Origin of the sequence: Vibrio maritimus, from assembly GCF_021441885.1 — a bacterium.
GTDB classification, from domain to species: domain Bacteria; phylum Pseudomonadota; class Gammaproteobacteria; order Enterobacterales; family Vibrionaceae; genus Vibrio; species Vibrio maritimus_B.
The window spans coordinates 706943-732682 of record NZ_CP090439.1 but is presented as its reverse complement, the minus strand read 5'-3'; the positions used below and the strand labels follow the sequence as shown (position 1 = coordinate 732682).

30 protein-coding genes are annotated in these 25740 nt (G+C 47.1%); 20 read left to right on the top strand and 10 right to left on the bottom strand.

From position 1 onward, the window contains the following. Positions 1–80: 80 nt before the first annotated feature. From LY387_RS19855 to LY387_RS19840, 4 genes are all read left to right on the top strand, one after another. A complete protein-coding gene (locus LY387_RS19855) occupies positions 81–569 on the top strand; it encodes a hypothetical protein (RefSeq protein ID WP_419153464.1) in 489 nt (162 codons plus the stop codon). After that, positions 569–1678, top strand: coding sequence for a porin (locus tag LY387_RS19850; protein ID WP_419153463.1), 1110 nt, complete (start codon positions 569–571; stop codon positions 1676–1678). Before LY387_RS19855 ends, LY387_RS19850 begins: the two co-directional genes overlap by 1 nt. Positions 1679–1756: 78 nt before the next feature. Further along, a complete protein-coding gene (locus LY387_RS19845; RefSeq protein ID WP_128648158.1) occupies positions 1757–2242 on the top strand; it encodes a hypothetical protein in 486 nt (161 codons plus the stop codon). Between the two features lie 2 nt (positions 2243–2244). Next, complete coding sequence (locus LY387_RS19840; RefSeq protein ID WP_234497575.1) at positions 2245–3357, top strand: porin; 1113 nt, start codon at positions 2245–2247, stop codon at positions 3355–3357. 59 nt (positions 3358–3416) lie between these two features. On the opposite strand, the gene LY387_RS19835 is transcribed toward LY387_RS19840, so the two are convergent. Beyond that, a complete protein-coding gene (locus LY387_RS19835) occupies positions 3417–4340 on the bottom strand; it encodes a DUF368 domain-containing protein (protein ID WP_128648159.1) in 924 nt (307 codons plus the stop codon). 372 nt (positions 4341–4712) lie between these two features. Between LY387_RS19835 and phnF the strand changes: the two genes are divergently transcribed. From phnF to LY387_RS19780, 11 genes are all read left to right on the top strand, one after another. After that, the gene (gene phnF, locus LY387_RS19830) at positions 4713–5408 is read left to right on the top strand and encodes a phosphonate metabolism transcriptional regulator PhnF (RefSeq protein ID WP_234497574.1); all 696 of its coding nucleotides are present in this window, start codon (positions 4713–4715) and stop codon (positions 5406–5408) included. Continuing rightward, the gene (gene phnG / locus LY387_RS19825; RefSeq protein WP_234497573.1) at positions 5409–5855 is read left to right on the top strand and encodes a phosphonate C-P lyase system protein PhnG; all 447 of its coding nucleotides are present in this window, start codon (positions 5409–5411) and stop codon (positions 5853–5855) included. 185 nt (positions 5856–6040) lie between these two features. Then, positions 6041–6673 carry a phosphonate C-P lyase system protein PhnH gene (gene phnH, locus LY387_RS19820; protein WP_234497572.1) on the top strand — a complete coding sequence of 211 codons (633 nt, stop codon included), beginning with the start codon at positions 6041–6043 and terminating at the stop codon, positions 6671–6673. Further along, positions 6673–7776: a carbon-phosphorus lyase complex subunit PhnI gene (locus LY387_RS19815; protein ID WP_234497571.1), complete on the top strand. Its 1104-nt coding sequence runs from the start codon at positions 6673–6675 to the stop codon at positions 7774–7776. The genes phnH and LY387_RS19815 overlap by 1 nt, the downstream gene beginning before the upstream one ends. After that, positions 7773–8666, top strand: a complete 894-nt coding sequence (locus tag LY387_RS19810) for an alpha-D-ribose 1-methylphosphonate 5-phosphate C-P-lyase PhnJ (protein WP_234497569.1) — start codon at positions 7773–7775, stop codon at positions 8664–8666. Before LY387_RS19815 ends, LY387_RS19810 begins: the two co-directional genes overlap by 4 nt. Next, the gene (gene phnK, locus LY387_RS19805; protein ID WP_234497568.1) at positions 8663–9505 is read left to right on the top strand and encodes a phosphonate C-P lyase system protein PhnK; all 843 of its coding nucleotides are present in this window, start codon (positions 8663–8665) and stop codon (positions 9503–9505) included. Before LY387_RS19810 ends, phnK begins: the two co-directional genes overlap by 4 nt. 24 nt (positions 9506–9529) lie before the next feature. After that, complete coding sequence (gene phnL, locus LY387_RS19800) at positions 9530–10267, top strand: phosphonate C-P lyase system protein PhnL (RefSeq protein ID WP_042474903.1); 738 nt, start codon at positions 9530–9532, stop codon at positions 10265–10267. A gap of 14 nt (positions 10268–10281) precedes the next feature. Continuing rightward, entirely contained in the window at positions 10282–11415 is a 1134-nt protein-coding gene (gene phnM / locus LY387_RS19795; protein WP_234497567.1) for an alpha-D-ribose 1-methylphosphonate 5-triphosphate diphosphatase, read from the top strand. A 3-nt stretch (positions 11416–11418) separates the two neighbouring features. Then, complete coding sequence (phnN, locus tag LY387_RS19790) at positions 11419–12057, top strand: ribose 1,5-bisphosphokinase (RefSeq protein WP_234497566.1); 639 nt, start codon at positions 11419–11421, stop codon at positions 12055–12057. Next, entirely contained in the window at positions 12057–12824 is a 768-nt protein-coding gene (phnP, locus tag LY387_RS19785; protein ID WP_234497565.1) for a phosphonate metabolism protein PhnP, read from the top strand. Before phnN ends, phnP begins: the two co-directional genes overlap by 1 nt. After that, positions 12821–13465 carry a DapH/DapD/GlmU-related protein gene (locus LY387_RS19780; RefSeq protein WP_234497564.1) on the top strand — a complete coding sequence of 215 codons (645 nt, stop codon included), beginning with the start codon at positions 12821–12823 and terminating at the stop codon, positions 13463–13465. Before phnP ends, LY387_RS19780 begins: the two co-directional genes overlap by 4 nt. A gap of 45 nt (positions 13466–13510) precedes the next feature. On the opposite strand, the gene LY387_RS19775 is transcribed toward LY387_RS19780, so the two are convergent. From LY387_RS19775 to LY387_RS19760, 4 genes are all read right to left on the bottom strand, one after another. Beyond that, a complete protein-coding gene (locus LY387_RS19775; protein WP_234497563.1) occupies positions 13511–13921 on the bottom strand; it encodes a hypothetical protein in 411 nt (136 codons plus the stop codon). 71 nt (positions 13922–13992) lie between these two features. Further along, a complete protein-coding gene (locus LY387_RS19770) occupies positions 13993–15198 on the bottom strand; it encodes an arginase family protein (RefSeq protein WP_234497562.1) in 1206 nt (401 codons plus the stop codon). Further along, entirely contained in the window at positions 15195–15503 is a 309-nt protein-coding gene (locus tag LY387_RS19765; protein WP_234497561.1) for a hypothetical protein, read from the bottom strand. Before LY387_RS19765 ends, LY387_RS19770 begins: the two co-directional genes overlap by 4 nt. A gap of 2 nt (positions 15504–15505) precedes the next feature. After that, positions 15506–15976, bottom strand: coding sequence for a hypothetical protein (locus LY387_RS19760; RefSeq protein ID WP_234497560.1), 471 nt, complete (start codon positions 15974–15976; stop codon positions 15506–15508). A 207-nt stretch (positions 15977–16183) separates the two neighbouring features. On the opposite strand from LY387_RS19760, the gene LY387_RS19755 reads away from it, so the two are divergent. Then, on the top strand, positions 16184–17200 hold the full coding sequence (locus tag LY387_RS19755) for an AraC family transcriptional regulator (protein WP_234497559.1): 1017 nt from the start codon (positions 16184–16186) through the stop codon (positions 17198–17200). A 39-nt stretch (positions 17201–17239) separates the two neighbouring features. On the opposite strand, the gene LY387_RS19750 is transcribed toward LY387_RS19755, so the two are convergent. From LY387_RS19750 to LY387_RS19730, 5 genes are all read right to left on the bottom strand, one after another. Next, the gene (locus LY387_RS19750; protein ID WP_234497558.1) at positions 17240–17539 is read right to left on the bottom strand and encodes a hypothetical protein; all 300 of its coding nucleotides are present in this window, start codon (positions 17537–17539) and stop codon (positions 17240–17242) included. 335 nt (positions 17540–17874) lie between these two features. After that, a complete protein-coding gene (locus LY387_RS19745) occupies positions 17875–18333 on the bottom strand; it encodes a hypothetical protein (protein ID WP_234497557.1) in 459 nt (152 codons plus the stop codon). A 9-nt stretch (positions 18334–18342) separates the two neighbouring features. After that, a complete protein-coding gene (locus tag LY387_RS19740; protein ID WP_234497556.1) occupies positions 18343–18705 on the bottom strand; it encodes a DUF6152 family protein in 363 nt (120 codons plus the stop codon). Positions 18706–19288: 583 nt separating this feature from the next. Then, the gene (locus tag LY387_RS19735) at positions 19289–20341 is read right to left on the bottom strand and encodes a glycerophosphodiester phosphodiesterase family protein (protein WP_234497555.1); all 1053 of its coding nucleotides are present in this window, start codon (positions 20339–20341) and stop codon (positions 19289–19291) included. Between the two features lie 47 nt (positions 20342–20388). After that, entirely contained in the window at positions 20389–21681 is a 1293-nt protein-coding gene (locus LY387_RS19730) for an extracellular solute-binding protein (RefSeq protein ID WP_234497554.1), read from the bottom strand. 313 nt (positions 21682–21994) lie between these two features. Here LY387_RS19730 and LY387_RS19725 point away from each other — a divergent pair, with 313 nt between their 5' ends. From LY387_RS19725 to LY387_RS19710, 4 genes are read left to right on the top strand one after another with little or no spacing between them, the layout of a single operon-like run. Then, complete coding sequence (locus tag LY387_RS19725; RefSeq protein ID WP_234497553.1) at positions 21995–22876, top strand: carbohydrate ABC transporter permease; 882 nt, start codon at positions 21995–21997, stop codon at positions 22874–22876. A gap of 4 nt (positions 22877–22880) precedes the next feature. Further along, a complete protein-coding gene (locus tag LY387_RS19720) occupies positions 22881–23798 on the top strand; it encodes a carbohydrate ABC transporter permease (protein ID WP_234497552.1) in 918 nt (305 codons plus the stop codon). Between the two features lies 1 nt (position 23799). Next, entirely contained in the window at positions 23800–24897 is a 1098-nt protein-coding gene (locus LY387_RS19715) for an ABC transporter ATP-binding protein (protein WP_234497550.1), read from the top strand. A 16-nt stretch (positions 24898–24913) separates the two neighbouring features. Continuing rightward, positions 24914–25729, top strand: a complete 816-nt coding sequence (locus LY387_RS19710; RefSeq protein WP_234497549.1) for an inositol monophosphatase family protein — start codon at positions 24914–24916, stop codon at positions 25727–25729. Positions 25730–25740 lie beyond the last annotated feature (11 nt).

Sequence of the window (25740 nt, the reverse complement as noted above, 5' to 3'; positions counted from 1 at the left end):
GACAAATATTCTTGAACATCACTGCTTGTAAACTAATCTATCGGTAGTTTAGGAAAGGAATCCTCTAGAGTGTAATAATAATGACTAAAACGCGCAGTCGGCAGGAATACAGAAAATTGGTGAATTTCATCAGCTTGATTACGATCAGCTTGATGTGTGTATGTAGCTTGCTTTTTGCGCAGGCCGCGAAAGCTGCAGATGACTACGCCATCTTTTCGATGAACGAGAGTTTTGACGAACTGAGCCGCAGTAAAGCAAGAATGCTCTATCGAGGTAAAACAAAATCTCTCCAAGGTGAGCGAATTGAACTCTCGGACTGGCCGGAAAATTCCGCAGAGAGAGCGACCTTTTATAAGTCTTTGCTCGGTAAAGACGTTGCTCAAATGAATGCCTACTGGGCAAGTCTTTCTTTCTCCGGTAAAGCACGTCCTCCAAAAGAAATTAACTCCGCAAATATTGATGAGCTTATTCAATGGTTAAGTCAAAAACCAGAGCGAATAGGGTATGCCCCTTTGAGCGCCCTGCCGGATAACGCCAATGTTTTGTACGTGGTTGAGGGAGGCAAATAATGATGAACAAGCTTCCAATTATCTTAGCTGCCACCATACTAAGTTCTCCTGTTCATGCTGTTATCGAATTGACCGACACGCTGTCTTTTAGTGGCTTTGGTTCTACTTCTTGGGCCCGTTCAGACAATGACACACCACTATTTATCAATCGGTTTATCAAAGATGAAAATTGCTTTGACTGTGATACCACGTTCGGTTTGCAACTTGATTACTACAACAATGGATTCAAAGCCTCTGTTCAAGGGGTGAAGCGCCCTCAAGACCATTGGAGTAACCCTTCGTTGGAGTGGGCTTATGTTGGATATGAGTTCGATAATTTCGATATCAGAGCGGGGCGTCAGAGGCTACCGCTTTACCTTGCGTCAGAATACTTTTATGTCGGGCAGGCTTATACACTGGCACGACTTCCAACCGAAGTGTATGGCGCTTTTCTGGGTATCACTGGGTACAACGGAATTGCGGCAACGTGGAACACGTATATTGGCGATGACATCCAGCTTACGGTAACGCCTTATGTTGGCTTTGATGATAAAAACAGCGTGACGTTTAGTCCGACTTTTGAGCTGGAGTTTGAGACGCAAAGACTCTACGGAATCAACGCTCAGTTACTTGGTGATTTTTACCGCTGGAACTTTTCTGTAATGGATGGAAAGTTTGATGTGACATCAAGGGGTACAGGCTTTGCGGATATTCCTTTCCCTCCATATGAGATATCTTTCCCAATAAACGAAACCGATGAGAATAGGGTAAAACTATATTCGATCGGTACGGAATATGAATTTGGCATGCTAAAAGCTACGTTTGAGTTTCAAAAAACCGAATCTCGACGCATGGATTGGTACAGCATGCTGAGTTATCGATTAGCGCCATTCACACCTTATGTCGCTTATGGTCAGCTCTATCAGCAAGATAAGCGCTCTAACATGACGACTACGTTGGGCGTTCGATATGACGTTTTGAACAACGTTTCCATTAACGCAGAGTATCAATATGTCAAAGTGCTTAACGATGGCTCGGGAGCATTTGCGCCAGAGAGAACAATCTCTCCGGATGTCTTAGAGGATAACACTGCCAACGTGTTTACATTAATGGTTAATTTCGTCTTCTAACGTGGAATAAAGTAGAAACTCACATCCCCAGTACTAAATTATCTCTTATTAAAAAGGATTTTGAATGAAGAGGTTACGATGTTGAAATTCAAAGCCGGATGGCTTGCTCGACCTTGCCGCACCTTGTCTATTCTGACCGTGCTATTGATAGGTCTTGTTGTGATTCCTCCAGACAGTAGAGCCTTTGCGGCAACGGAATATGCGGTATTTACCCTCAACCAAGAGTTTGATGAGTTGACACGAAGTAAAGCGCGCATGCTTTACCGTGGTAAAGCCAAGTCGCTCCAAGGTAAACGAATCGAGCTCTCCGATTGGCCCGAAACGTCGACAGAACGTTCAGAATTTTATCAATCTCTTCTCGGCAAAGACGTCGCCCAAATGAATGCGTATTGGGCGAGCTTGTCCTTCTCAGGGAAAGCACGACCACCAAAAGAAATAGGGAATGCCAACGTGAATACGCTCATTGCTTGGTTAATCGAGAAACCCAACAGGATAGGTTATGCACCTCTTGATGAAGTGCCGAGTGAAGCCAAGGTCCTGTACGTAGTGAGTAAGGAGAAATAACAATGAAAAAACAACTTCTTGCAATGAGCTTAGCAGTGGCATCAACATCAGTAACGGCAGCAATTGATATTACCGACAATTTCTCTATCAGTGGTTTTGGTTCGACGTCTTGGGCTCGCAGCGACAATGAAACCCCGCTGCTTGTCAATCGCAATATTCGAGATGAAGACTGTTTTGATTGTGACACCACGTTTGGGGTACAGCTAGACTATTTTTATGAGGCATTCAAAGCCTCAGTGCAGATCGTTAAACGACCTCAAGACCATTGGAGTGAGCCGCAACTGGAGTGGGCTTATTTGGGGTACTCCATCGGTGATTTTGAGGTGCGTGCAGGACGACTTCGCCTTCCTGTCTTCCTCGCATCTGAGTATTACTATGTTGGACATGCTTATACCGCAGCAAGACCTAATGAAGAGGTATACAACAGTATTTTGGGTGTGACCGCTTACAACGGCGCTAGCGTTATCTGGAACTATAGCCTGACGGACGAGCTGCAATTGTCGCTCACCCCATTTGTAGGTTTCAAAGACAACAATGAAGTGGATTTTAATCCTAACCTAACATTGGAGTTTGAAACTAAAAATATGTGGGGTCTGAATGCGCAATTGGTGGGCGATAACTTCCGTGTCAATTTTGCATTCCTCGACTCGAATTTTGATCAAACCAATAAGATTCGTAATCTTGATGTTGAAGTCGCTCCCGGGTTTTTCACGACGATCCCTTATCTAGAGCAGCCTCTAAAAGACCAGAATATCAAGCTTTACTCTTTGGGAGCTGAATACGATTTTGGATCGTTGAAATTATCTGCTGAGGGGCAAAAGAACGACCTTACTTCGTCATGGTACGGGAGTGCTGCATATCGCATCAGCAAATTCACGCCTTATGTGGTTTACGGAGAAACCTACAGCGAGGGTAGTGCGAACAACAGTTATAAGGGTAAAACCGGTGATAGCTGGACGTTAGGTTTGCGTTATGACTTGCTCTACAACGTATCGCTGAATGCAGAGTGGCAGCGTTTCAACGCAGTTAATGGTCAATCTGGACCATTTATCAGCTCACCTGGAACAGACACCGACGCTAATATGTACACCATCATGGTTAACTTCGTATTCTAAGCGCCGCTTAAAACTAAAAAAGGCTCACTTAGTGAGCCTTTTCTTTCGAGTCAGTAAGATTATTTCTCACCTTTCTCCGCAACTTTTTCCAGCGCTAGTACTAGACCAATTGCCGCCAGCATCAAAACAACGGCAATAGCGAGTTGTGAAGGCTGACCTGTCACAGACTCAAAGTTGAATGGTGATAGGTTTTCTTGGATAAGAGGAACCTGTTCACCTTTTGAGTTAGTGCGCCATGAGATGGTCTCTTTCCAGGGCCATAGCTTTGGAAGCGTACCTAGCATCAGACCTGTCAAGAACACCAATGCAAAATCGCGGAAGCGCTTTAGCAGCCATGAAAGCACGTGTGAGAACGACAGCAAGCCAACCAAGCAGCCTGTCGCAAACAGAGCCATGACATCAATTTGTAGACCTTTTACAGCGCCTAACACAGGTGTGTACATACCTAGAAGAAGCAGAATGAAGCTACCTGAAATACCAGGAAGAATCATTGCACAGATAGCGATACAGCCAGCAAAGAAGATGTTTAGGCTGGTTGGGTCCATCTGAAGTGGCTTGAGTACCGTGATGCTGTAAGCAAATACCGCACCGATCAGCAGCACGATAAAGCGAGACAGTGTCTTTTGCTCAACCTGTTTAATCATGTGATAAACAGACACCATGATCAGACCAAAGAAGAACGACCATACCGGTACTGGATGGGTTTCTAGCGCCCAAGAGATGAACTTCGCAAGCGAGAGAATCGACGTCAGGATGCCGCCAAACAGTGCGATAAGGAAAAAGCCATTGATATGGTCAAACGCAGCTTTGAAGCCTTCACGTTTCCAAATACCGAACAGGCTAGGATTAACGCGTCGGATACTTTCTAGCAAGGTATCGTAAATACCAGTAATAAAGGCGATCGTACCTCCCGATACGCCAGGTACAACGTCGGCTGCACCCATCGCCATTCCTTTTAAGAATGTAGTCAGATAGTTCTTCATGGTTTCTTCTTGGTTTAAAAAGTTGGAGCAGAGTATATATGCATGCGTAATTTAGTGCACTAGAGAAATTGCCATGGTAAGTGCCGATAAGTGCGTCAAATTAATATGAATTCCCAATCTATATAAGTCCATGCTCGCCTTCCTATAACATCCCGAAAGCCCAATAAAATCAACGCCTGCATCTTGTCTAGATAAGTGGTGGTCGAAACTACTATGTTGCAAATCTGCAAAGGAACGGACACGAAACCTTCATACAAGCTCGTCAAAGTGTCTCTACATCAACAAGGCACCAAGACGACGAGTGTAGCGAGCTAGATTCATTTTCTATTTACTCAAACTTGTCTAGACAACTCACAAATGGAAGGAGTGGATATGCCAGTTTACCTAGATATCGCATCGGTCTTAGACCAAGAAGTTCGAGAGCAATATACGCCGGGAGAGTATCTACCGTCGGAAGGTCAACTCGCGCAGCGTTTTGAGGTCAACCGTCATACGCTGCGCCGTGCTATCGATGAGCTAGTGAATACCGGGATGGTTCAAAGGCATCAAGGCAAGGGCAACATGGTGGTGAGACAGCCAAGTGATTATCGCATTCACTCTGGCGCTCACTTTACCAAGAACCTGATAGAGCAAGGTGCCAGACCGCGCTGTGAAGTGATTCAGAGTCGTGTCGTTGCCGCACCGATGAAGATTGCCGAGTACTTAGGTATTGAGGAAGGCGTCAAAATCATCCACATCCGTACCCTTCGACGCACCGAAGAGTGCCCGCGCACCATCATCGACCACTACCTTCCGGACCTCAGCTGGTGGCGGGTATTGAAGAATTTTCACAATGGGTCTCTGCACGGATTTATCAAACGTGGCCTCGATATTGAGCTTGAACGCAAGGAGACTCGCGTCGGTGCCAAAGTCCCTACTAACGAAGAATGTCGTCTGCTGCAAATTACGCAGAGTACGCCAATTCTTAAAGTCAAAACCAAAAACGTTATCAAAGGAACCAACATTGTGGCTGAGTTTTCTAGCTCCAATAGCCGTTCCGACGCAACCGAAATAGTAATGGAGCATTAAATGACGGCTGTGACTGAAAGACAAAGCTGGATGTCAGTGTTGGCACAAAGCCAGCACAACGAGCTAGAGCGCCTATGGAGCGCGACCAACCTAGAAGCGGACTACCAAATGGTTCGTCAACCAGAAATCGGGCTTGCTCAAGTACGTGCTCGCATGGGTGGCACAGGGCGAGAGTTCAACATGGGTGACGCCACGATTACCCGTGCTGTCGTTAAGCTCGCAAGCGGAGAAATGGGTTACAGCTATCTGCGCGGACGAAACAAAGCGCAAGCAGAGCTCGCGGCGGTGATCGACGGTCTTTTGCAAACCTCAACTCATAATGAGTTGCTGATGAATGCCGTGATAGAGCCGCTAGCAGCAATCAAACAAAAGCAGCAACAACAGCGCGCCAAAGAAGTCGCAACCAGTAAGGTGGATTTTTTCACCATGGTCCGCGGAGAAGATTAGGTTCGTGGAGAAGACTAGGTCCTCTTTGAGATCAACTTCAGGCTAACAACTTAGCCCAACAATCCGTCATTCCTGCGCAGGCAGGAATCTACCCAAAGCGCACTCCCAAGGTAGATTCCCCAATTCGCAGCTGACAAACAAGAATGAAGAGTTGGCGTGCAGCCAACACAAATAGGCAGAACAACATGACAACCATCACCACTGCATTCCAAGACGCAGTTCATGACAGCCAGCACTGCTTCCGATTGCTGCTAAAAGCAATGTCGGAGCCGAGCGAGATTGTTACGCTCACTAAAAGCGAAGGCTTTGGCGCTATGCACAAAGCATCAACACAAACACTACTGACCCTTGCTGATAACGCGACGCCAATCTGGCTATCACCATCGCATCATGATGATGCCGCGATTCGTGAGAACATCCGCTTTCACTGCGGCAGTCCCATGACAGAAGAGCAACACGACGCCTCATTTGCCGTGATTGCTGAGCGCGATCTTGCCACTTTTGATTGGACCAACACTGCTTTCAATATTGGCTGTGAAGAGTATCCAGATCAATCGACCACTGTGATTGTCGAGCTAGGCACGCTTAGCAGCAGCGCAAACCAAAACCTAGCGCAAGACGGCGTATCACTGACGCTTGCTGGTCCAGGTATTGAATCAACCACGACACTTAACATCGGCGATGTACCTGTGGGTTTTCAAAGTTTCTTGCTTGAGCGCCAACAACGTTTCGCCTTCCCGCTTGGCATTGACTTGGTATTGGTTAGTGATGATGCCATCGCTTGTCTCCCACGCACCACTCATATCGAGGTGAACTAATGTACGTTGCAGTAAAAGGTGGCGAGAAAGCCATTAACAACGCTCATCAACTCCAAGCTCAGAAACGACGCGGTAATCCAGAACTTGCTGAGCTTACCGTTGCACAAATTAGCGAACAGCTATCTGGCAGTGTTGACCGCGTAATGACCGAAGGTGGCATCTATGACCGTGAGTTAGCCGCACTTGCAGTGAAGCAAGCGAACGGAGATCTAGTAGAAGCGATTTTCTTACTAAGAGCCTATCGTACGACCCTGCCTCGCTTGTCGGTATCTGAGGCAGTGAATACCAGCGAAATGCGTATTGAGCGCCGTATTTCAGCAACCTACAAAGATCTTCCGGGCGGTCAGGTTCTTGGTCCTACTTACGATTATACCCACCGTTTACTCGACTTTAGCTTGCTTGCGGCGGGGGAAACTCCACAGGTTGATACGTCGGAATCGACGGCAATGGAAGCGTGCCCTCAGGTGATGGGAATTCTGGAAAAACTGGATCTGATGACGGCTGAGCAAGACAACCAACAGGTTCCTGAAGACATCACGATGAATCCGGTGAACTACCCATGTGATCGCAGTGCGCGCCTACAGAATCTTGTGCGTGGTGATGAAGGCTTCTTACTAGCGTTAGGTTATTCAACCCAGCGTGGCTACGGACGCAATCACCCGTTTGCGGGGGAGATTCGCATCGGTTTTTGCGACCTATCCCTGGTGCCAGAGGAGTTAGGGTTTGCTATCGATATTGGCGAGATTGAGCTAACGGAATGTCAGATGGTGAATGGATTTGTGGGCAGCAAGACTGAGAAAGCCAAGCTGACACGTGGCTATGGTCTTACATTTGGCTCTACTGAGCGCAAGGCAATGTCGATGGCATTGGTCGACCGCTCGCTGCAAGCCGCTGAATACGATGAAGCAGTGGATGGTCCGGCTCAAGATGAAGAGTTTGTACTGTCTCACTCTGACAACGTAGAAGCAGCCGGCTTTGTTTCCCACTTGAAACTGCCTCACTACGTCGATTTCCAAGCAGAGCTTGAGCTGCTTCGCAAGATGCACAAAGAGCATGAAGAACTTACTCAAACTCAAGGCGCGCAGCAGGAGAGCCAGTCATGAGCCAAACACAAATCAACACCCATGCACAAGGCGTGACCGGCTACAACTATGGTTACCTTGATGAGCAAACCAAACGCATGATTCGCCGTGCGCTACTCAAAGCAGTTTCGATTCCAGGCTATCAAGTCCCGTTTGGTGGTCGTGAGATGCCAATGCCTTATGGTTGGGGTACAGGTGGAGTGCAAATTACTGCAGCGATCATTGGTGAAGCCGACACACTAAAGGTGATTGACCAAGGTGCGGATGACACGACCAATGCTGTCTCTATTCGAGAGTTCTTCAAGTCGGTGGCTAGTGCGAAAACTACCGAGAAAACTGTCGATGCATCGATTATTCAGACCCGTCACCGCATTCCAGAAATTGGTCTTTCGAAAGATCAAATTCTGGTTTACCAAGTGCCAATCCCAGAGCCGCTGCGTTTTATTGAGCCTCGTGAGACAGAGACTCGAAAAATGCATGCCCTTGAAGAGTACGGAATTATGCACGTTAAGCTGTATGAAGACATTGCTCGTTTTGGTCACATTGCAACCGCGTACGCGTATCCCGTTCGCGTTAACGACCGTTACATCATGGACCCATCGCCAATTCCAAAGTTCGATAACCCGAAAATGGACAACATGGCGGCACTACAGCTATTTGGTGCTGGTCGCGAAAAGCGTATTTACGCCGTTCCTCCATACACTAAGGTGCAAAGCCTAGATTTTGAAGATCATCCGTTTGAGATTCAAAAGTGGGATGAACCGTGTGCTATCTGTGGCGCGACGGACACCTTCCTTGATGAAGTCGTGATGGACGACGAAGGCAATCACATGTTTGTCTGCTCCGATACGGACTATTGCAGCGAACAAGTGGAAAAACAGCAAGCTGAGAAGATGGAGAATTACGCATGAGCACGTCAGCGCTAGTTAATCAAAACAAACATAGCAATGAGTATGCTGATAGTGAGCAACCACTTCTATCAGTTCGTAATCTCACTAAGCTTTATGCGCCGGGTAAGGGTTTTACTAACGTGTCGTTTGATCTGTTTCCAGGCGAAGTACTCGGTATTGTCGGCGAATCTGGTTCAGGTAAAAGCACCCTGTTGAAATCGCTATCTGGTCGTCAAACTCCAGACAGTGGCGACGTGCTCTATATTCGCGGTCGTGGTGAAGACCAAATTACTCAGCTTGAAGACTTGTATGAAATGGCAGAAAGCCAGCGTCGTCAGCTATTGCGCACGGAATGGGGCGTGGTTCATCAGCACCCTATGGATGGTCTACGTGGTCGTGTTTCCGCTGGCGGTAACATCGGCGAGCGTTTGATGGCGGTTGGCAAGCGCCATTACGGTGATATCCGTAAGGAGTCAACGAAATGGCTAACGGATGTCGAGATCCCACAGGATCGCATCGATGACATGCCAACGACCTTCTCTGGCGGTATGCAGCAGCGTCTGCAAATTGCCCGTAACTTGGTGACACATCCAAAGCTTATCTTTATGGATGAGCCAACTGGCGGATTGGACGTGTCGGTCCAGGCGAAACTACTCGACCTACTGCGTCGCCTTGTCACAGAACTGGAACTTGCCGTTGTTATCGTAACCCACGATTTAGCCGTGGCTCGCCTTCTTGCGCATCGCTTGATGGTGATGCGTCGCAGTGAAGTCGTTGAGACCGGACTCACGGATCAGGTTCTCGACGATCCTCAACACCCATACACCCAGCTACTGGTTTCTTCTGTTTTGCAGAACTGATCGCCGAACTAAGGATTTTCAATCATGACAACTCAGACCAAAATCAAAGTTTCAAACGTGAGCAAAACCTTTGTTCTGCATAATCAAAATGGCATCGAGCTCGACGTACTAAAAGGCGCGGACTTCAATGTAGCAAGTGGCGAGTGTGTAGTACTGAACGGTCGCTCTGGCTCAGGCAAATCAACGTTACTTCGTGCCTTGTACGCCAATTATCTGGTCGATACCGGTGATATTGAGGTTGAGCACCAAGGTCGCTGGGTCAACATCGCAACAGCTCAGCCACGTGAAATCATTAATGTTCGCAAACACACCATTGGTTGGGTAAGCCAGTTTCTGCGTGTAATTCCACGCATTAGTGCGCTTGAAGTCGTTATGCAGCCGATGCTGGAAATGGGCGGATGCCGAACTCTCGCTGAGCAAAAAGCGAAAACCCTGCTTACTCGTCTAAATGTACCAGAGCACCTATGGAATCTAGCACCTGCGACGTTCTCTGGTGGTGAGCAGCAGCGCGTTAACATCGCGCGTGGCTTTATCGTTGATTATCCGATTCTTCTGCTCGATGAGCCTACCGCGTCTCTAGATGCTACCAACAGCGCTGTTGTCGTTAGCTTGATTCATGAAGCGAAACAGCGTGGCGCAGCCATTGTCGGCATCTTCCACGATGCAGCGACACGCGATCAAGTCGCAGACAGACTCTATGACGTGAAAAAGCAGATTGAGCAGGAGAGCGCTCAGTCGAATCCAATCTCAGCATGCGCATAACGGGAGAACGCAGCATGATTATCACCAATGTAAATTTGGTTCTTGAGAACGAAGTAGTAAAAGGCTCAATCGAAATGCGTGACGGCAAGATCGTCAGCATGTCGGATTCACAAAGTCAGGTTGCTGGCGCGTACGATGGCGAAGGTGGCTATTTGATGCCGGGTTTTATCGAGCTGCACACGGACAATCTGGAGCAATATTTTACGCCTCGCCCTAAAGTCGATTGGCCACCATTCTCCGCGATGAGTGCGCATGACACCCAGTTGATTGGATCGGGTATCACTACTGTGCTTGATGCTGTTGCGCTCGGTGACTTTCGAGATGAAAAGCGCCAAACTAACCTAGATCTATTTATCAGCACGGTCGTCGACAGTCAAAAACGCAACCTGACACGCGCCGAACACAGGCTACATCTGCGCTGTGAAGTGCCGCATGAGACGACGGTTGGTATGTTTGAAAAGTATGCCAATTTGCCAGAGGTGCAGTTGGTATCGCTAATGGACCATGCGCCGGGTCAGCGTCAGTTTGTCGATGTTGAGAAGTATCGAACCTACTACCAAGGTAAGCATAACCTGTCAGACAGCGAGATGGCGGAGTTTGAGAGAAAGCAGGTCGAGCTCTCTAACCGCTGGTCAACGCAAAACCGCAATGAGATTTGTCGTCAGTGTCGTGAGCTTGGTATCCCGATGGCAAGTCACGATGATGCGACTATCGCTCACGTTCAAGAATCAAAAGATCTTGATATGGTGATTGCTGAGTTCCCAACGACGGTAGAAGCCGCTAAAAAGTCTCATGAGCTAGGTTTGAAGGTACTGATGGGCGCGCCTAACGTTGTTCGTGGTGGCTCTCATTCTGGTAACGTGGCAGCGCATGAACTGGCGTCTCATGGCGTTCTGGATATCTTGTCTTCAGACTACTATCCAATGAGTTTGCTTGAAGGTATCTACAAGCTCTCTTGGGATGAGCGTAACAACCTAACCTTGCCAAAAGCAGTGCAGCTCGTGACCAAGAACCCTGCTGAGGCCTTGAGTCTTAATGACCGAGGTGTTATTGCGGAAGGCAAGCGCGCAGACTTGGTGTTAGCCAAGCAAGTTGATGGTCATCCATTGGTGGCGCGCGTGTGGCGTGAAGGCAAGAAGGTATTCTAGCCGATGATAGACGTACTTAATTTAGAAGCATCCTCGGATGCTTCTTTTTCATCAACGCCATCCTCGATGTCTGGGGCGACTAATACCAAGGGGAAGATCTACTATATCATTGGTCCCTCTGGCGCTGGCAAAGATACCCTAATTGATGCGATTCGCGCAGAATTTCCCGAAGACATTATTGTTGCCCATCGTTATATCACTCGCCCGTTTGGCGCTGGTGGAGAAAACCATATCGCTATCAGCGAAACCGAGTACTTCTCTAGACAGACCAAAGGGTTGTTTGCGATGAGTTGGCAAGCTCACGGTCTTTGCTATGGCGTTGGTGTGGAAGTGAAGTCTTGGTTAAACAGTGGATTTTCGGTTGTTCTCAATGGCTCGCGAGCGGAGCTTGACCAAGCAAAGCAGACTTTTAGTGATGGTCTAGTGCCCGTTGTTGTGAATGTAAACCTAGAAGTGCTTCGTGAACGTCTAGAGTCTCGTGGTCGTGAATCAGCGCAAGAGATTGACCGCAGGCTCAAGCGAGCAACGGACTTTGCCATTGCTAGTCAGCAAGGCTGTCATCATATCGATAACAGCGGTGACATCGCCCACAGTGTCGACCAATTTCGTCAGGTACGAGCCAGACTTGAGGAAGTGCAGTAATGAAATTGGTGATGCTCGGCACTGGCGACAGTGCCATGGTGCCTGTATGGGGTTGTGACTGTGAGATATGCTCCGCAGCGAGGCTTGATAAGACACTGCGCCGAGAAAAAAGCTCCGCGTATCTCGAGCACCAAGGTCGCAAACTGCTTTTGGATGCCAATGCCTCCGATCTTCTCGATCGTTTCCCCTCAGGTACGATCGATAAAATATTGTTAACACACTATCACATGGACCATGTCCATAGCTTGTTCGATTTGCGCTGGGGGAAAGGGGCGTCGATTCCTGTTCACTCACCAGACGATACCAAGGGCTGTGATGATCTCTACAAACACCCAGGCGTACTCGACTTTTCTTTCAGAGCTTATCCTTTCGAATCCTTTGAGTGGCAGGGTATCACGGTCACGCCGCTTCCTCTGATTCACTCCAAGCTGGCTCTAGGTTACGCCTTTGAATTTGAGGGTCAGAGTGTTGCCTATCTAACGGACACCAATGGTTTGCCCAGTGAAACGACTCAGTGGCTTAAAGAGCGAAGCCTTGATTGGATCATCATTGATTGTAATTACCCCCCCATCGAGTGCGAGCAAACCCGAATTAGCAACAACCACAATGATCTCTACCAAGTGGAGAAAATAGCAAAAGACACCCAAGCGAAACATATTGGCATCATGCATGTGGGGCATGAGCTGCTGCTTTGGGCAAAACACAACCCACAACGCTTTTCAGACCAGTTTCAAATTCTCAATGACGGACAGGAGATCCTATTATGAGTCAGCCGCTATCACCAACGCTATCCGCTGCACCAAGCGTCACACCATGCAGCAGATTACATCGCACAGAATTGGGTCGCTGGACCGAAATTGCAGAGCGCTGCGTACTCAACAATGTGACTGTGGATGACTACAGCTATATCCAAAACGATAGCAACCTAATGTTCACCACTGTTGGCAAATTCACCTCTATCGCTGCCGCAGTGCGAATCAACCCAAGCAACCACCCATGGTGGCGTCCAACATTACATCACTTTACTTATCGTCCGGGAAAATATGGACTAGGCGAAAACCCATCCACGCTGGATGACGAAGTATTTAGCTGGCGCGAGGAAGACAAGGTTGTGATCGGTCACGATGTTTGGATTGGACACGGCGCGATTATTCTCCCAGGTGTTACGGTCGGCAATGGCTCTATCGTGGGGGCTGGCAGCGTCGTCACCAAAGACGTTCCTCCATATTCTATTGTGGTCGGCAATCCAGCTCGCGTACTGCGTCCACGTTTTGAAGACGAGACCTTTGGCCGTAGGTTAGAGGCGCTGGCATGGTGGAACTGGAGCGATGAACAAATCGCAATGGCACTGCCGCTGTTTCAGAAAGATACAGCGGAGTTTTTGGCGCATTTTGAGAATGTGCAGTAGGCAGTTGTAGGGGGTATTTCTCAGCGAACTATTGAGCCAGATGATTTATAGGGCTCTGGCTATAGCGCAGTACGAGTTGAGTGATCTTAAATGGCGAGATACTTTGTAACCTTCGTTATCATAAAAAACGATTTCGATACCTCGAATACACTTTAATTGGCAGCGCAGCCTGCCCACTATCGGGATCGTTACAGTCTTCTGCATGGAAAATTTATCAGTCTCCGCAGGCATCTCTGCCGTACCAATGATAGAACCACCTGCTTTAATATCGACCAACTCAAACTTATTGTAGAGACTTGGTTCAACTAAAAAAGAGAAGTACGTAATTCGGGCACCATTGCTCTCTCGCACTGACCAGATTTTAATACCCCTAAGATCTTGAACGTAATCTATGTGCTCGGCTTGAAGGCCCACAAAAGCATGATTGTTTACCCAAGAGCACTGGACCTTTTTCATATTATCTAAGCTCGATTGATTAACCGAATTGGGTTGAGAGATAGCCCACGAACGCAGGCTATCCAATTGCGTTACTTGCCTTGTGCTTTGTCTTGTTTCCAACGCTCTAAGAAGGTTTGACCATGATAGAAACGGCTGGTGGACAGGTTGAGATCCCACTTCGTTGGGTTACGAACTTCACCGTTAAGGCGGTACTTCGTATCTGCCAGCATGCACATGGTTTCAAATATCAGCGCAGCGACATTAAAACCGGTAGAGCGTCCGTGTGTATCGTGCGACGGTGCGTATTCACTGATGTCTGCTGCGATGAGGTTCATTCCTTTCAACGAGCGGTTTATCATCTGCATTTCGCGGAAGGTCATGCCAAACCCGTCACGTTGGGTTGTGCCACCACCCTGTGATGGGTCTAAGGCGTCGAGATCGCAGGTCATCACCATTGGGGCTTGACCACAGCGTTCGCGAATCATGTCGGTGTAGTAGTCACAACCTTTACGCTCTAAATCTAGCGGAGATACTAGCGTGATCCCTAGCTCCTGAGCAGCGTAGCGACCCGCAGCACCATCAATACCAAAACCGCGCATGCCAAACTGGAATACTTTCTCAGGATCAACCCAACCATTGTATATCGCTCGTGGGATACCACCGCCGTTAACCCAATCGGTATCTATGTAGCCGCCCACATCGTTAGGCAGGAAACAATCAGAGTGGCCGTCAAACATGACAATGCCCATCGCTTCATCTGGGAAATATTTTCGTGCCAACATTTCAGCCGTCACCATGGTGCCACCGAAGATTTCATGGTCACCACCAATTCGAAGCGGTAAAGCGCCATTTTTTGACCACTCCAACGCGTGCTGGAAATCCCACTCTAGTGTTTCGTTGAACTCCATCGAGAACTTGTCGATGTCACCGCGATCGATGATGTTACACATTTCGAAGGGTGCTATTTTCCACTCATCGTGCACCGGTGGCAGGTATTTAGAGCATTGGCGCAGATACATCGGAGCATGGCGAGTATCGCCCATCTCTTGGCTAGAGTTCATGTCATAACCAATCCCGTAGATCACGACGTCGGCACTCTCGGTTTCGTCTGAGAATGGTGCATGATGAAAACCCAACCATGATAGGTTTTGAGAGAACAGGTGAGACATTTTCTCATCGGCACAACGCATCCAAAAATCTCTGATGATTTCTGGTGCATCGTAGACATTTGAGCAATTCTCGAATGTTTTGCGGTATTGACTCAATTTGTCTTCTGGCATTCGGCTGTATGTCATAACTTACCTCGTGACTTATTCTCAATTTTGTTTTTTCGGCTGAAGAAGCGACTCCATTTGGTTTTGAGTCTTTCTGGTATCTTGAGCCAAAAGAAATATTTGTTTTTGATTGCGATGAAACCTTGTTTGCCGAGTATGGGGATGGCACACAGCAGCAACACCTCGGACGTAGCAATGGTTGTTGCGATAGCTGCCGCGGTCAGTGCCGCATCCAGTCCCAAAAAAGGAATCACAACCGGCGCAATCAGCGGCATTGGCACGGTGACCAAAACAATGGTGGTTCCGAGCTTGATTCGGATACTCATGGCTAAGCCTTAGTTAATTCGACATCGCCAGTACCCTCAAACGCATATACACACCAATAGTGATTTTGAGGATTATTACCTTCCGTTTTGCGGACTTCGACGAAGGTTAACTTCGCATCAAACTTGCCTTTGATGCCCTCCCATTTGCCAGTGCCTCCAGCGACACGCATGATGAAATCTTGGTTGTCGATAGTTCCTGAGTTGATGATGATGAGGTCGCCATCGGCATCACGAAGGTTCACATGGGCATAGCAGTCGTAATAATTACCTTTGAGGTAGTCGAGGTAGTTTTCACCTGCGTCGAACTTCTCTCCACCCGTGCAAACTAAGTGGAAGCGATGAGCATTGCCGTCGATATCAACCTTTGCTTGTCCTTCTCCTGAGTAAACAAACACAACATCCTTGGTGTCTGCGGTGGTTTTAACTGGAATGGAGTTCCAAGTGAGAAAAGAACTTTCAAGTACAAATTTCATTGTTCTACCTTTTAGCAAATGAATACAAAGCGATGAGAAGAAAACGGATCTGACGCAGTGATGTCAGAGGTCTGCTTCTTGGTGTCTGTTTCTTGTATGGCTTCATTCTGCCGTCAGTGAAGGAGGATAAATTGACAAAAAACTTGAAAATTGACATTTTTGACAGTGTAAGATGAACTAGTATTGGATCTGCAGCAGGGTGGGAAAATGAGAGATGTGACCAATCGCTATGCCTGTATGTTGCTCGAACATATGGGTGAAGTATTGAATGAGGAAAAGCCGGCGCTGAAGGCTAACTTCCTGCGGCAGGTTAACGAGGTCACTGTGTTGGATGCGACTCCCTACTTAGAGCAGGTGGAGAGTTTGGTGCGCTACTACCAGAAACAGATTCCCGGCTTGTACTTGAAAATATATGACAAGGTAGTGTTGCAGGACTTCGGGCTATACGGTTATGCCATTGCGTCCAGTGCCACGGTTCGCTCAGGACTTGCACTTTCTCAGCAGTTCTTATCAATGACGACAACACGTTACAGTGAATTGATCCAAGAAGAGCATGGCTTTGTCACCATTATTCCTGATATTGATTCCTCATCATCAGGTGCACAACTTTTGAGCGAGGACTTTGCGGCTGGGTACTTAGCTTTGTTAAAGAGAGTGGTAGTCGGCGCGCGTGATGACCTAGAAGATCTTGTGTTCGAGTTTAGTTATCCAGCGCCGTTCTATTCTGAATTGTACCGACAGTTTTTCTCTGGATGCACACTGAAATTCAATCAGTCTCAAACCAGAATTTTGCTGCCAACCCATTGGCTGTCTGAGCCAATCTCACTGGAACATTCTGAAGTCGACAGTTTGCTTGCTGTGCCGCATTCTAGCGAAGGTGCGACGAAAGAACTTAGTGCCATCGAAGCGAAAATTTCGGACATCATCGTAGGCTCGCACTTCAATACAATCACTTGTGATTCGATTGCCAATGAGTTGTCTATTTCAGCGCGTCAGCTACGCTACTACCTGACTCTATATAGTGTTAACTTGCGAGACATTGTGTTGCAGACACGTATGTCGATGGCCTCAAAGTTACTTATCGACACCGAGTTAGACGTAGGTACTATTGCCGAAACCCTAAACTACAGCGAAGCGAGTGCTTTTGTTCGTAGCTTCAAATCTTTCTACGCTATATCACCATTACAATATCGATTGCGGCAGAGCGACCCGTTTTTGGAATGACTACTGCTCTGGTGTGAAGAGCAAATTGAGGCGGTACGCTCACTTAACCAAATAAAGATGCGGTCGTTTACGTGGTTGTGGAGCTTGCTGTTCTACGACAGGTACGCTTTCAACTGTCTGATTGACAGCCTTAGTTTCTTCTTCATCGGCTTTAGGCTTTACAAATAAGTGGCGCAAGTTCGCGACACACGCAATGGAAGCAACGACAGCAAATAATATCGATGGGGTACCTCCCAAAATATTCATATAGAAGATTGCTACTGCGACAACGACGAGAGAGCCGAAAGCGGCGTTGATGTTTGCTTGGCGAGGTGTACAGCTTGTACTTGTTGATTCCATTTTCTACCACCATGTGTGTCAGTGTAAAAACTACTGCGGACCACACAATGGTAAAACAATTGATTCACAAAAAAGCCTTGTTTAGTCAACAATTTAAGATTTCAATTGGTTAGAACGCACATTTTGAGCACTTGGTATTTTTCGATGTTGCTGTCGTTGAACATTAAGTTTCCAAACCTAAGATGCTTTTGTTGTGGTTTGATTTTTACGCTGAGAAGCTTTTGCCCCTAAATGAGGTATAGCTGATGCGAAATTGATTGGTAAAGTCTGGACTTAGGAGACTTCAGCTAATGGGGTGAAAGACAAGACCTGACCCAGTTGTTTGTGTGCAACTATTAGACATAAGCGATAAATCGACCTGCAACTAACGCGCAAAGCCACAGTATTAACGACACAAAACCGACGAGGCGCTGCTGGTTGAACGGGGCGTTATAACCCATACGCCAATGAAAGTTGACCGCATTTGCCACCGCGAAAGCGATGCACAGCAATTTGAACAGAAAAATACGTAGCGCGAAGTAATCGCTTGGAGCAGCCATAAAAAGCAATACTCCTGAGATGACTGCAATAACGAAACCGCTAACAGCAACAGGAACGAGCACATGAGCAAGCTGTTCGAGTGTGATACGCCGCCATAGGCCGATGCGTTTTAAATCTAGCGGGATGATCGCGCCTACTAACAGCGCGATACCAAGAACATGCAGGGTATTGATTACCGCATAACTCCAACGAGAAAACTGAACCCACTGGGCGAGAGGCGTTAGTGCTAAGGCTTCGAGCCAGGATTCCAACATCGCACTGCTCTAATCGCGGTTTGGATAAAGATCGTAGAGCACACCGTCAATCCAAATACGCTCCGCCTTCATTATTTTTTGTTCTATATCGGCTGAAGGTTCCCCCTCAATTTTTACCTCAACATCTTTGGCCAAATCGCCCGGCTTTAAACCAGCACGATCATTGCGGTAGGGTTGGCCAACTTCTACCGTCCAGATATCGTCTTCTGACTTTACCGTTAACTCCCCATGCGGGTTGCCCAGTTTAAGCTCGACGATAATACCGGTTAGTTCAATGTTATTACCCGTCGTCCAGCGCCAACCATGATGCGCCGACGCGAAAGACACCAACACAAAAGATATAAGAGTAAAAAAGAAAGTACGCTTTAACATATTCCCTCCTAGGAGTAGGTTGACCGAAGCAATCCTTCTATAGCACTAGAGTCAGTGAGTCACCTTTTTATTCCAGTGAACAATCAATAGTTTTCTATTTATTAGCTGTAGTAGCTCAAATCTAAGCTGACAAAGCACCCTAAAAACGGGTAATTGTCAGATCAAGCCTGAGCCACTACAAATTATAGTTAACAATTTTTGCCTCTTAACATAGTGTTACCTGCTACTCACCCAGGTTTAAGCTAATGCAGCAGACCTATGCACAGGCGCAGTTTCAACAGTACTTCGGTACAGCTCCTTCATAGCGGGCACTTCTGGCTTAGAAATGCTCCATTATGTACTCCAAATCTTCCAAAAAATCATCGTCATTCCCTTGAAAAAGGGAATCTCATATAGCGCGTTGCAAAGCTGAATTACGTGACTTAGTCGAATATTTTCAGTTACCTACACGCGGTAGGAGAACCTCACTTTCCTGAGGATGACGAATATCTGACGAGCGGAGGGGTGGAATCAACAAGAAAAAAGCCCAATAGATGGCTATCTATTGGGCTTCTTGAGGCCTAACTGACAGTTAGTGCTTACCTTATTCGTAATCTTTGCGATAACCAGATTCTTCTAAGAACTCTGTCGCCATGATTGGCTCGTCGGTTTGGAACATGGTTGCGCCTGTGCGATGCCACCAACCCCAAACTTCGTCGGGTAAATCGTCATAGAAAGCCATTTCGTCGCCACGTCCGCCAGAACGCAAACCAGCGGTGCTGTCGTATAGCGTGTTGATCCAAAAGTGCGTGTTGTATTTGTCACGCAGCGCCAACGCCTCATCAGTGAAGAAGAAACCACCATCTTGTGTGACAGACTGCGGATAGTCATGCCAAGCGTTGCGTACTTGAACTACGGCTGGATTAACCGTCTCCAAAATTTCTTCTAGGTAAGAATAGTTTGCAGGATCGCTGTAGTCCGCATCTGAGTCATAGATGTTTGGCATGAATATCACGTCGGAGTCTTTCCACTCTTCGATAAGTGCATAACCAGATTGACGACCGCTCTCATTGGCCATGCGAACCGAGGCTAAGATTTGACGCTCAACGCCATACTCACGAGCCATGTTAAGCATGTCTGGGTAGCGCCCATTACCAACTTTGTTATCAAGGTTGATGAGGATTTTGTCTTTCGCCAGTGCATAGACTTGCTCCAAGGTAGGGATCTTCTCTTCCGTTGGCTCGTAGTTGCCTGAATCATCGATTCGAATCGTGAGTCTACAGTCTTTGACTTCGTCCCATGTTTTACTGCTGATACTGCCAGTACAATCCGTCGTTCGATCGAGTGAACCATCATGCAAAATGACATACTGCTCATCTGCGGTAACACGAATATCTAGCTCCACCGCGTCGACGCCCATATCGATCGCATATTGGATAGACTTAAGCGATTGTTCAGGGAATAAGCTTTCGCCTTGATCTGTCCACAGTGCACGGTGACCGACAACGAACACATGATCTCTATGTTCATTAGCGTTGTGCAAACGCTCAAGCATGACATCGACACGTTGACTATCAGTAACTTGTTCATCAGTGCTGCTATTACAGCCAGCCAATACGGAGACGCAAGCGCCTACCATTAACAATTTAGATTTCATTTTTATCTCTCTTAACGACTCTTACTTACCAAAAAACAATTAAAGAATTAGCTTGCCGAGCGGAACGTGCGTTCAAATCGTCGCAAAAGTTGGTCACCGCGACGTTTGGCATTATCGAGTGCTGTTTGCATGCTGATATCACCAGCAAATGCTTTTTGAGTCTCTTCTTGGAATACGCTTCGGAACTGCGTGTAGAAACCAAGGCGTATACCGCGAGAGTTCGCACTGCTTGGCTGATTGAGAGACGCATAGCCAGCATGAACAGAGGCAAAAGTCGGGTCATCCGCTTCTGTGGTTTCGATAATGTGCTGGTAGGCTTCTTGAGTGACTGGCAAATAGCCTGTCATGGCTGTCAGATTTTTTTGTGTCTCTGGTTTTCGAAGGTAATCGAGAAACTCTTTTGCCACGGATTCCTGCTTCGCTGTATGGCCGTCAAGCATCCACAGTGAACCACCACCTACAAACGTGTTGAGACGATCATAGTCTTGATATACCGGTGCCATGGCGATGGTAAGGTCTTCGCCAAGTGCCGTCGAAGAAGCGTTGTAGGCAGAAAGAGAGGCTTCCATCATGGCACATTCACCCGCGGCGAATGCACTTGTGTACTTGCCCGCGCGGGTTTGTGGGTCAAGCTTGACGAGACCTTGTTGATTCCAGTCGTACAGGTTGTTCATGTGATCAACGATAAGACCTTGGTTGACTCTGTATTCGGCATCTAAGCCGTCAAAGCCATTGTGCTGCGTTGCGATATCGACACCATGACGAGCTGCCACTTGTTCCATGACACGCCAAGGGTGGCCATCTGTGGTGTATGGGCACTGATGGCCGCTTTCTTGCAGCTGCTTCATTGCTGCGTGAAGCTCTTCGTAGGTTTCTGGTGTGCCAGAGATCCCCGCTTTTTCCAGTTGAGCTTGATTGACGTACAGCACGATGGTTGATGAGTTCCATGGCTGCGACATGAGCTTATTGCTAGAGGATTGGTAATAGCCTTTGGCGCCAGCGATGTAATCGCTCCAATTAACGTCGTCGTAGGTCTCTTCTAGAGGCTTCGCGATACCCGACATCATTAGATCCGTTGTTCCCACCTCGAAGAATTGCATTAATGCTGGGTGATTGCCTGCACGAATAGAAGCCACGGCTTTTTGCATTGCCGTGTCGTAGTCACCTTGATAGATGCACTCAACATTATTGGCGGACTGTGCATTAAAAGATTCGCACATGGTATCGACGACGTTGCCCCCAATCGAATGCCAAAACTCGATGGTCGTCGACTCAGAAGCACTCGCGACAGATGCCAGAGAGGCAACACTCAACGCTAGGGCTGTTTTAACCAGTTTCATTGCTAAACTCCAATTTACTCTCAATGTGTATAATTAGCATATCATCGCGAATGTTACAGAAAGATGTTGGTTTCTTTGAAGTTTTAAAAATAGTCAAAATGTATTGGTTGATTAGCTAAGTAGTAAGTTGGTGATAATAAGGTACTGTAAATTCATGTCATTTTGAGGGGGCTTGATGTATTTGATAAGAAAGGGAGATTAAATGGACTCTTAGATTTAATAAAACACTTAATGTGTAATATTAGATTCATAAATTACACGTAACGTGTAAAAAATCGGTTCTATTACATATTTAAGTTGTTCAAGGATAGTCATGCAGGCAGTTTATAAGAAACGGTGGTTGACGTTGTGGTTTGCTGGTCCACAGCTGTTATTGCTGTTTTTGTTCTTTTATCTTCCGATACTGAAATCGGTGGAATGGTCTCTAACTCTTCAGCCTCCCTTTGGCGGAGAGAGTATTTTCGTTGGATTGGATAACTACCGTTATACCTTTGCTGATCCAGAGTTTTATCGCAGTTTTTGGCTGACAGTGAAGTTTATGGTGGTCGGGTCGAGTTTATCGGTGCTAGTGCCCCTGATTCTTGCCATTGCCGTTGATAGAAAGCTCAAGCTGTCTAAACCGGCTAGAAACTTTTTAGTTTGGCCAAAGGCGGTCGCGGGCGCGTCGATCGGTGTCGCCTTTGCGTTTATTTTCAATCCCTTCGTAGGCATATTTTCATTTTTAAATGAGATTCAGCCAGGGCTTTGGGAACCAGGCATGAACGGTAGCCATGCCTTTACCATGCTGATCATCGCGCACGTGTGGGGAGGCATTCCCTTCAATTTTGTCATTTTCCTAGGTGGCTTACAGGCGATTCCAGTCTCTCTCACTCAATCTGCAGCGATGGATGGAGCGGGGCCTTGGCGCCGCATCATAGATATCTATATCCCTTTGTTAACACCGCAATTGTTCTTAAGTCTGGTTCTTGAAGTGACGGACTCTGTGGTCTCTGCATTTGCATTGATTGCAAGTATGACCCAAGGGGGACCGGGGGGCTCAACCAAGCTGTTGGTATACAAAATCTATGAGGATGGCTTTTTGGGTCGAGACCTGTCGGGAGCCTCAACTCAAACCGTGATACTAACTGCAATGGTACTGAGCTTAGCTCTGGTGCAGTTCCTCTACCTAGAAAAGAAAGTTAAGTACGAGCGTTAATCCCATGATTGAAAATTCAAAATCCATAGATCGCGTGGCAAATGCCATCTTAGTAGTGGGTATGCTGTTTGTACTGTTGCCCATCTACATTGTGATTATCACCGCGACACATTCATACGAGACATTTTTGCGCGAAGGCCTGCAATACCTGCCGGGAAGTGAACTAGTCAGTAACATGAGACTCGTCATGTCGGAGACCAATCTGGTTCCACAGATTGGCAACAGTATTATTATTGCCTTGATGTCAGCCGCGGGGAAAACCGCGTTCTCATTTCTTGCTGCATTTGGCATCGTCTACTTTCGAGTTCGCTACGGCACGATAATTTTCTTCATGATCTTGATGTCGACCATGGTGCCTCTCGATTTACGCATTGTTGCCAGCTACGAAGTCGCCTCCAACATCTTGTCTCCAGTTAATGTGCTAATGGATTGGGTAGGCGTTAATTATTTGATTAGTCACTATTACGGCTCGCCACTGCACCTGGAACTGAGTTTGCTCGACACGTATTTTGGTATGGCAGCGCCAATCTTGGCATCGGGAACGGGCACCTTTTTGTTCCGACAGTCATTCAAAACCATTCCACCGTCATTGATTCACGCGGCCACGATGGACGGCGCGGGTCCAATTCGTTTTATGGTCGACATCTTACTGCCCTTATCGAAAACCAGCATCATCTCGCTGTTTATACTCATGTTTATGGGAGGTTGGAACCAATACATGTGGCCGCTGGTTGTGGCATCAAGACCTGACATGGAAACCGCGCTGGTTGGGCTCGTTAAGTTGAGTACCGTCGTCGATGGCGCAACCCCGAATTACCCGATGATCATGGCTGGAGCCATTCTCGTTAACATAATTCCCATTTTGATGATTGCCGTAATGCAGAAATACATTGTTAAAGGCCTAACACTCTCGGAGAAGTAAAATGAGCAACCTATTAGATAATATTCGTGAGCACGCTGAGGGTATCACGCTAACTAACATCAGAAAGTCTTACGGTAAGAATACAGTCATCGATAATCTCAATATCGATATTCGTGCTGGTGAGTTTATTGTCATTCTTGGTCCGTCTGGATGTGGAAAGTCGACAACAATGAACATTATTGCTGGCTTAGAGGAAGCAGACCAGGGCGTCATTCGCATAGGCGAACGTGAAGTACAAGATCTTGAACCCAAACAACGTGGGTGTGCCATGGTGTTTCAGAACTATGCGCTTTATCCGCATATGACGGTCGCTGACAATATTGGTTACTCTCTTAAAATCCAGGGTATGAAGAAACAAACTCGTCGCGAGAAAGTAGAAGAGGTGGCGAAAATCGTTTCACTTGAGCCTTACCTGGATAGGTTGCCAAGCGAGTTGTCAGGCGGACAGCGGCAGCGTGTGGCGATTGGTCGTGCGATTGTTCGCGAGCCAAGCGTGCTACTTTTTGATGAGCCACTTTCGAACCTCGACGCTAAGTTGCGACATGAAATGCGAATGGAATTGTCTCAACTGCATCAACGTATTGGTTCAACGTCGGTTTTTGTTACTCACGACCAAGTTGAGGCCATGACATTGGCTGATCGCATCATCGTACTCAACGGGGGCAACCTTGAGCAATTCGATACCCCTGCCAATATTTACGATAAGCCTGCGTCCATGTTTGTCGCTAACTTTATCGGTTCACCAGCCATGAACCTTCTCAAAATCAATCCAGTGGTTGAATCTTATATTGATGCGAGTGCATTAAGTTTGGTTCCTGACGATATGATGGTAGGTATCCGCCCTGAACATATCGAGTTTAACCAGGACAAAGGTGATTATGTTTGCGTGAAATACGTCGAAGATCTTGGCTCACATAAGGTGGTGACAGTTGAGATGGGAGACAAGCAGGAGTTGATGATCGCCACGCAGTTGGGACAAGACATCGTAATAGCAGAACAAGTCCGTATCTACTTCCCAGAAGACAAACTGCACTTCTTCGATCCTAACACGACGAAGAGAGTGGAGTTGAATGTCGATAAATTGGATAAAGTAGGGTAGAGGTAGCTTGTTGAGCATGTTAGATAAGAAAACGATCACCCAGATTTTCACAATTGTTCGTCAACAGTCGCGGGAAACCATTAGGACCAACTTCAGACAACTGCAGAGCCAGCAAATAGAGACGAAATCTTCAGTCACGGATCTGGTGACCGATTGCGACAAAAAAGTCGAGCAGGATCTGGTCGAACACCTCAAGCCTCTTTTCCCTGATTTTGTTTTTATGGGGGAGGAAATGATGTCGAATGAGTCCACATTTCATCCTGAGCATCACGACAAACTCGTGGTAATTGACCCGATTGATGGTACTTACAACTTCGCTCATGGCATTGGTGTGTTTGGTGTCATGTTGGCGATTCGTATCAATAAACAGACTGTGTTTTCAATGCTCTATGACCCGCTAAACGACGATTGGGTGTGGGCGCAAAAAGGGCACGGCTGCTATTGGCAAAACAGCGATGGTGAGAGGCGTGATTTGGTCATCGAAGAAAAGGAAGGCGACTTTGGCTTTATTTCTCCTTTTCTGTTTGATGAAGACCAGACCAAGCCGTTGATGACGTTGATGCAAGACTACAAGCGCACCATCTCTTTCGGTTGCTCCTGCCATGAGTATAGAGGGCTGCTGTTTGGTGCCGGAAATTTCTATTTAACGCAGAGGAAAATCAAACCGTGGGATCACTATGCTGGCCTACTCGCTATTACGGAAGCGGGCGGATATGCCGCCTATCTAGACGGGGAATCGGCAGATACCTTCGTCACAGGTAAAAACCTCTTGGTGACAACCTCATACGATAAATGGCAATATTTGTCGCGACACATGCAAACCATACTCTAAAGCGGAATAAC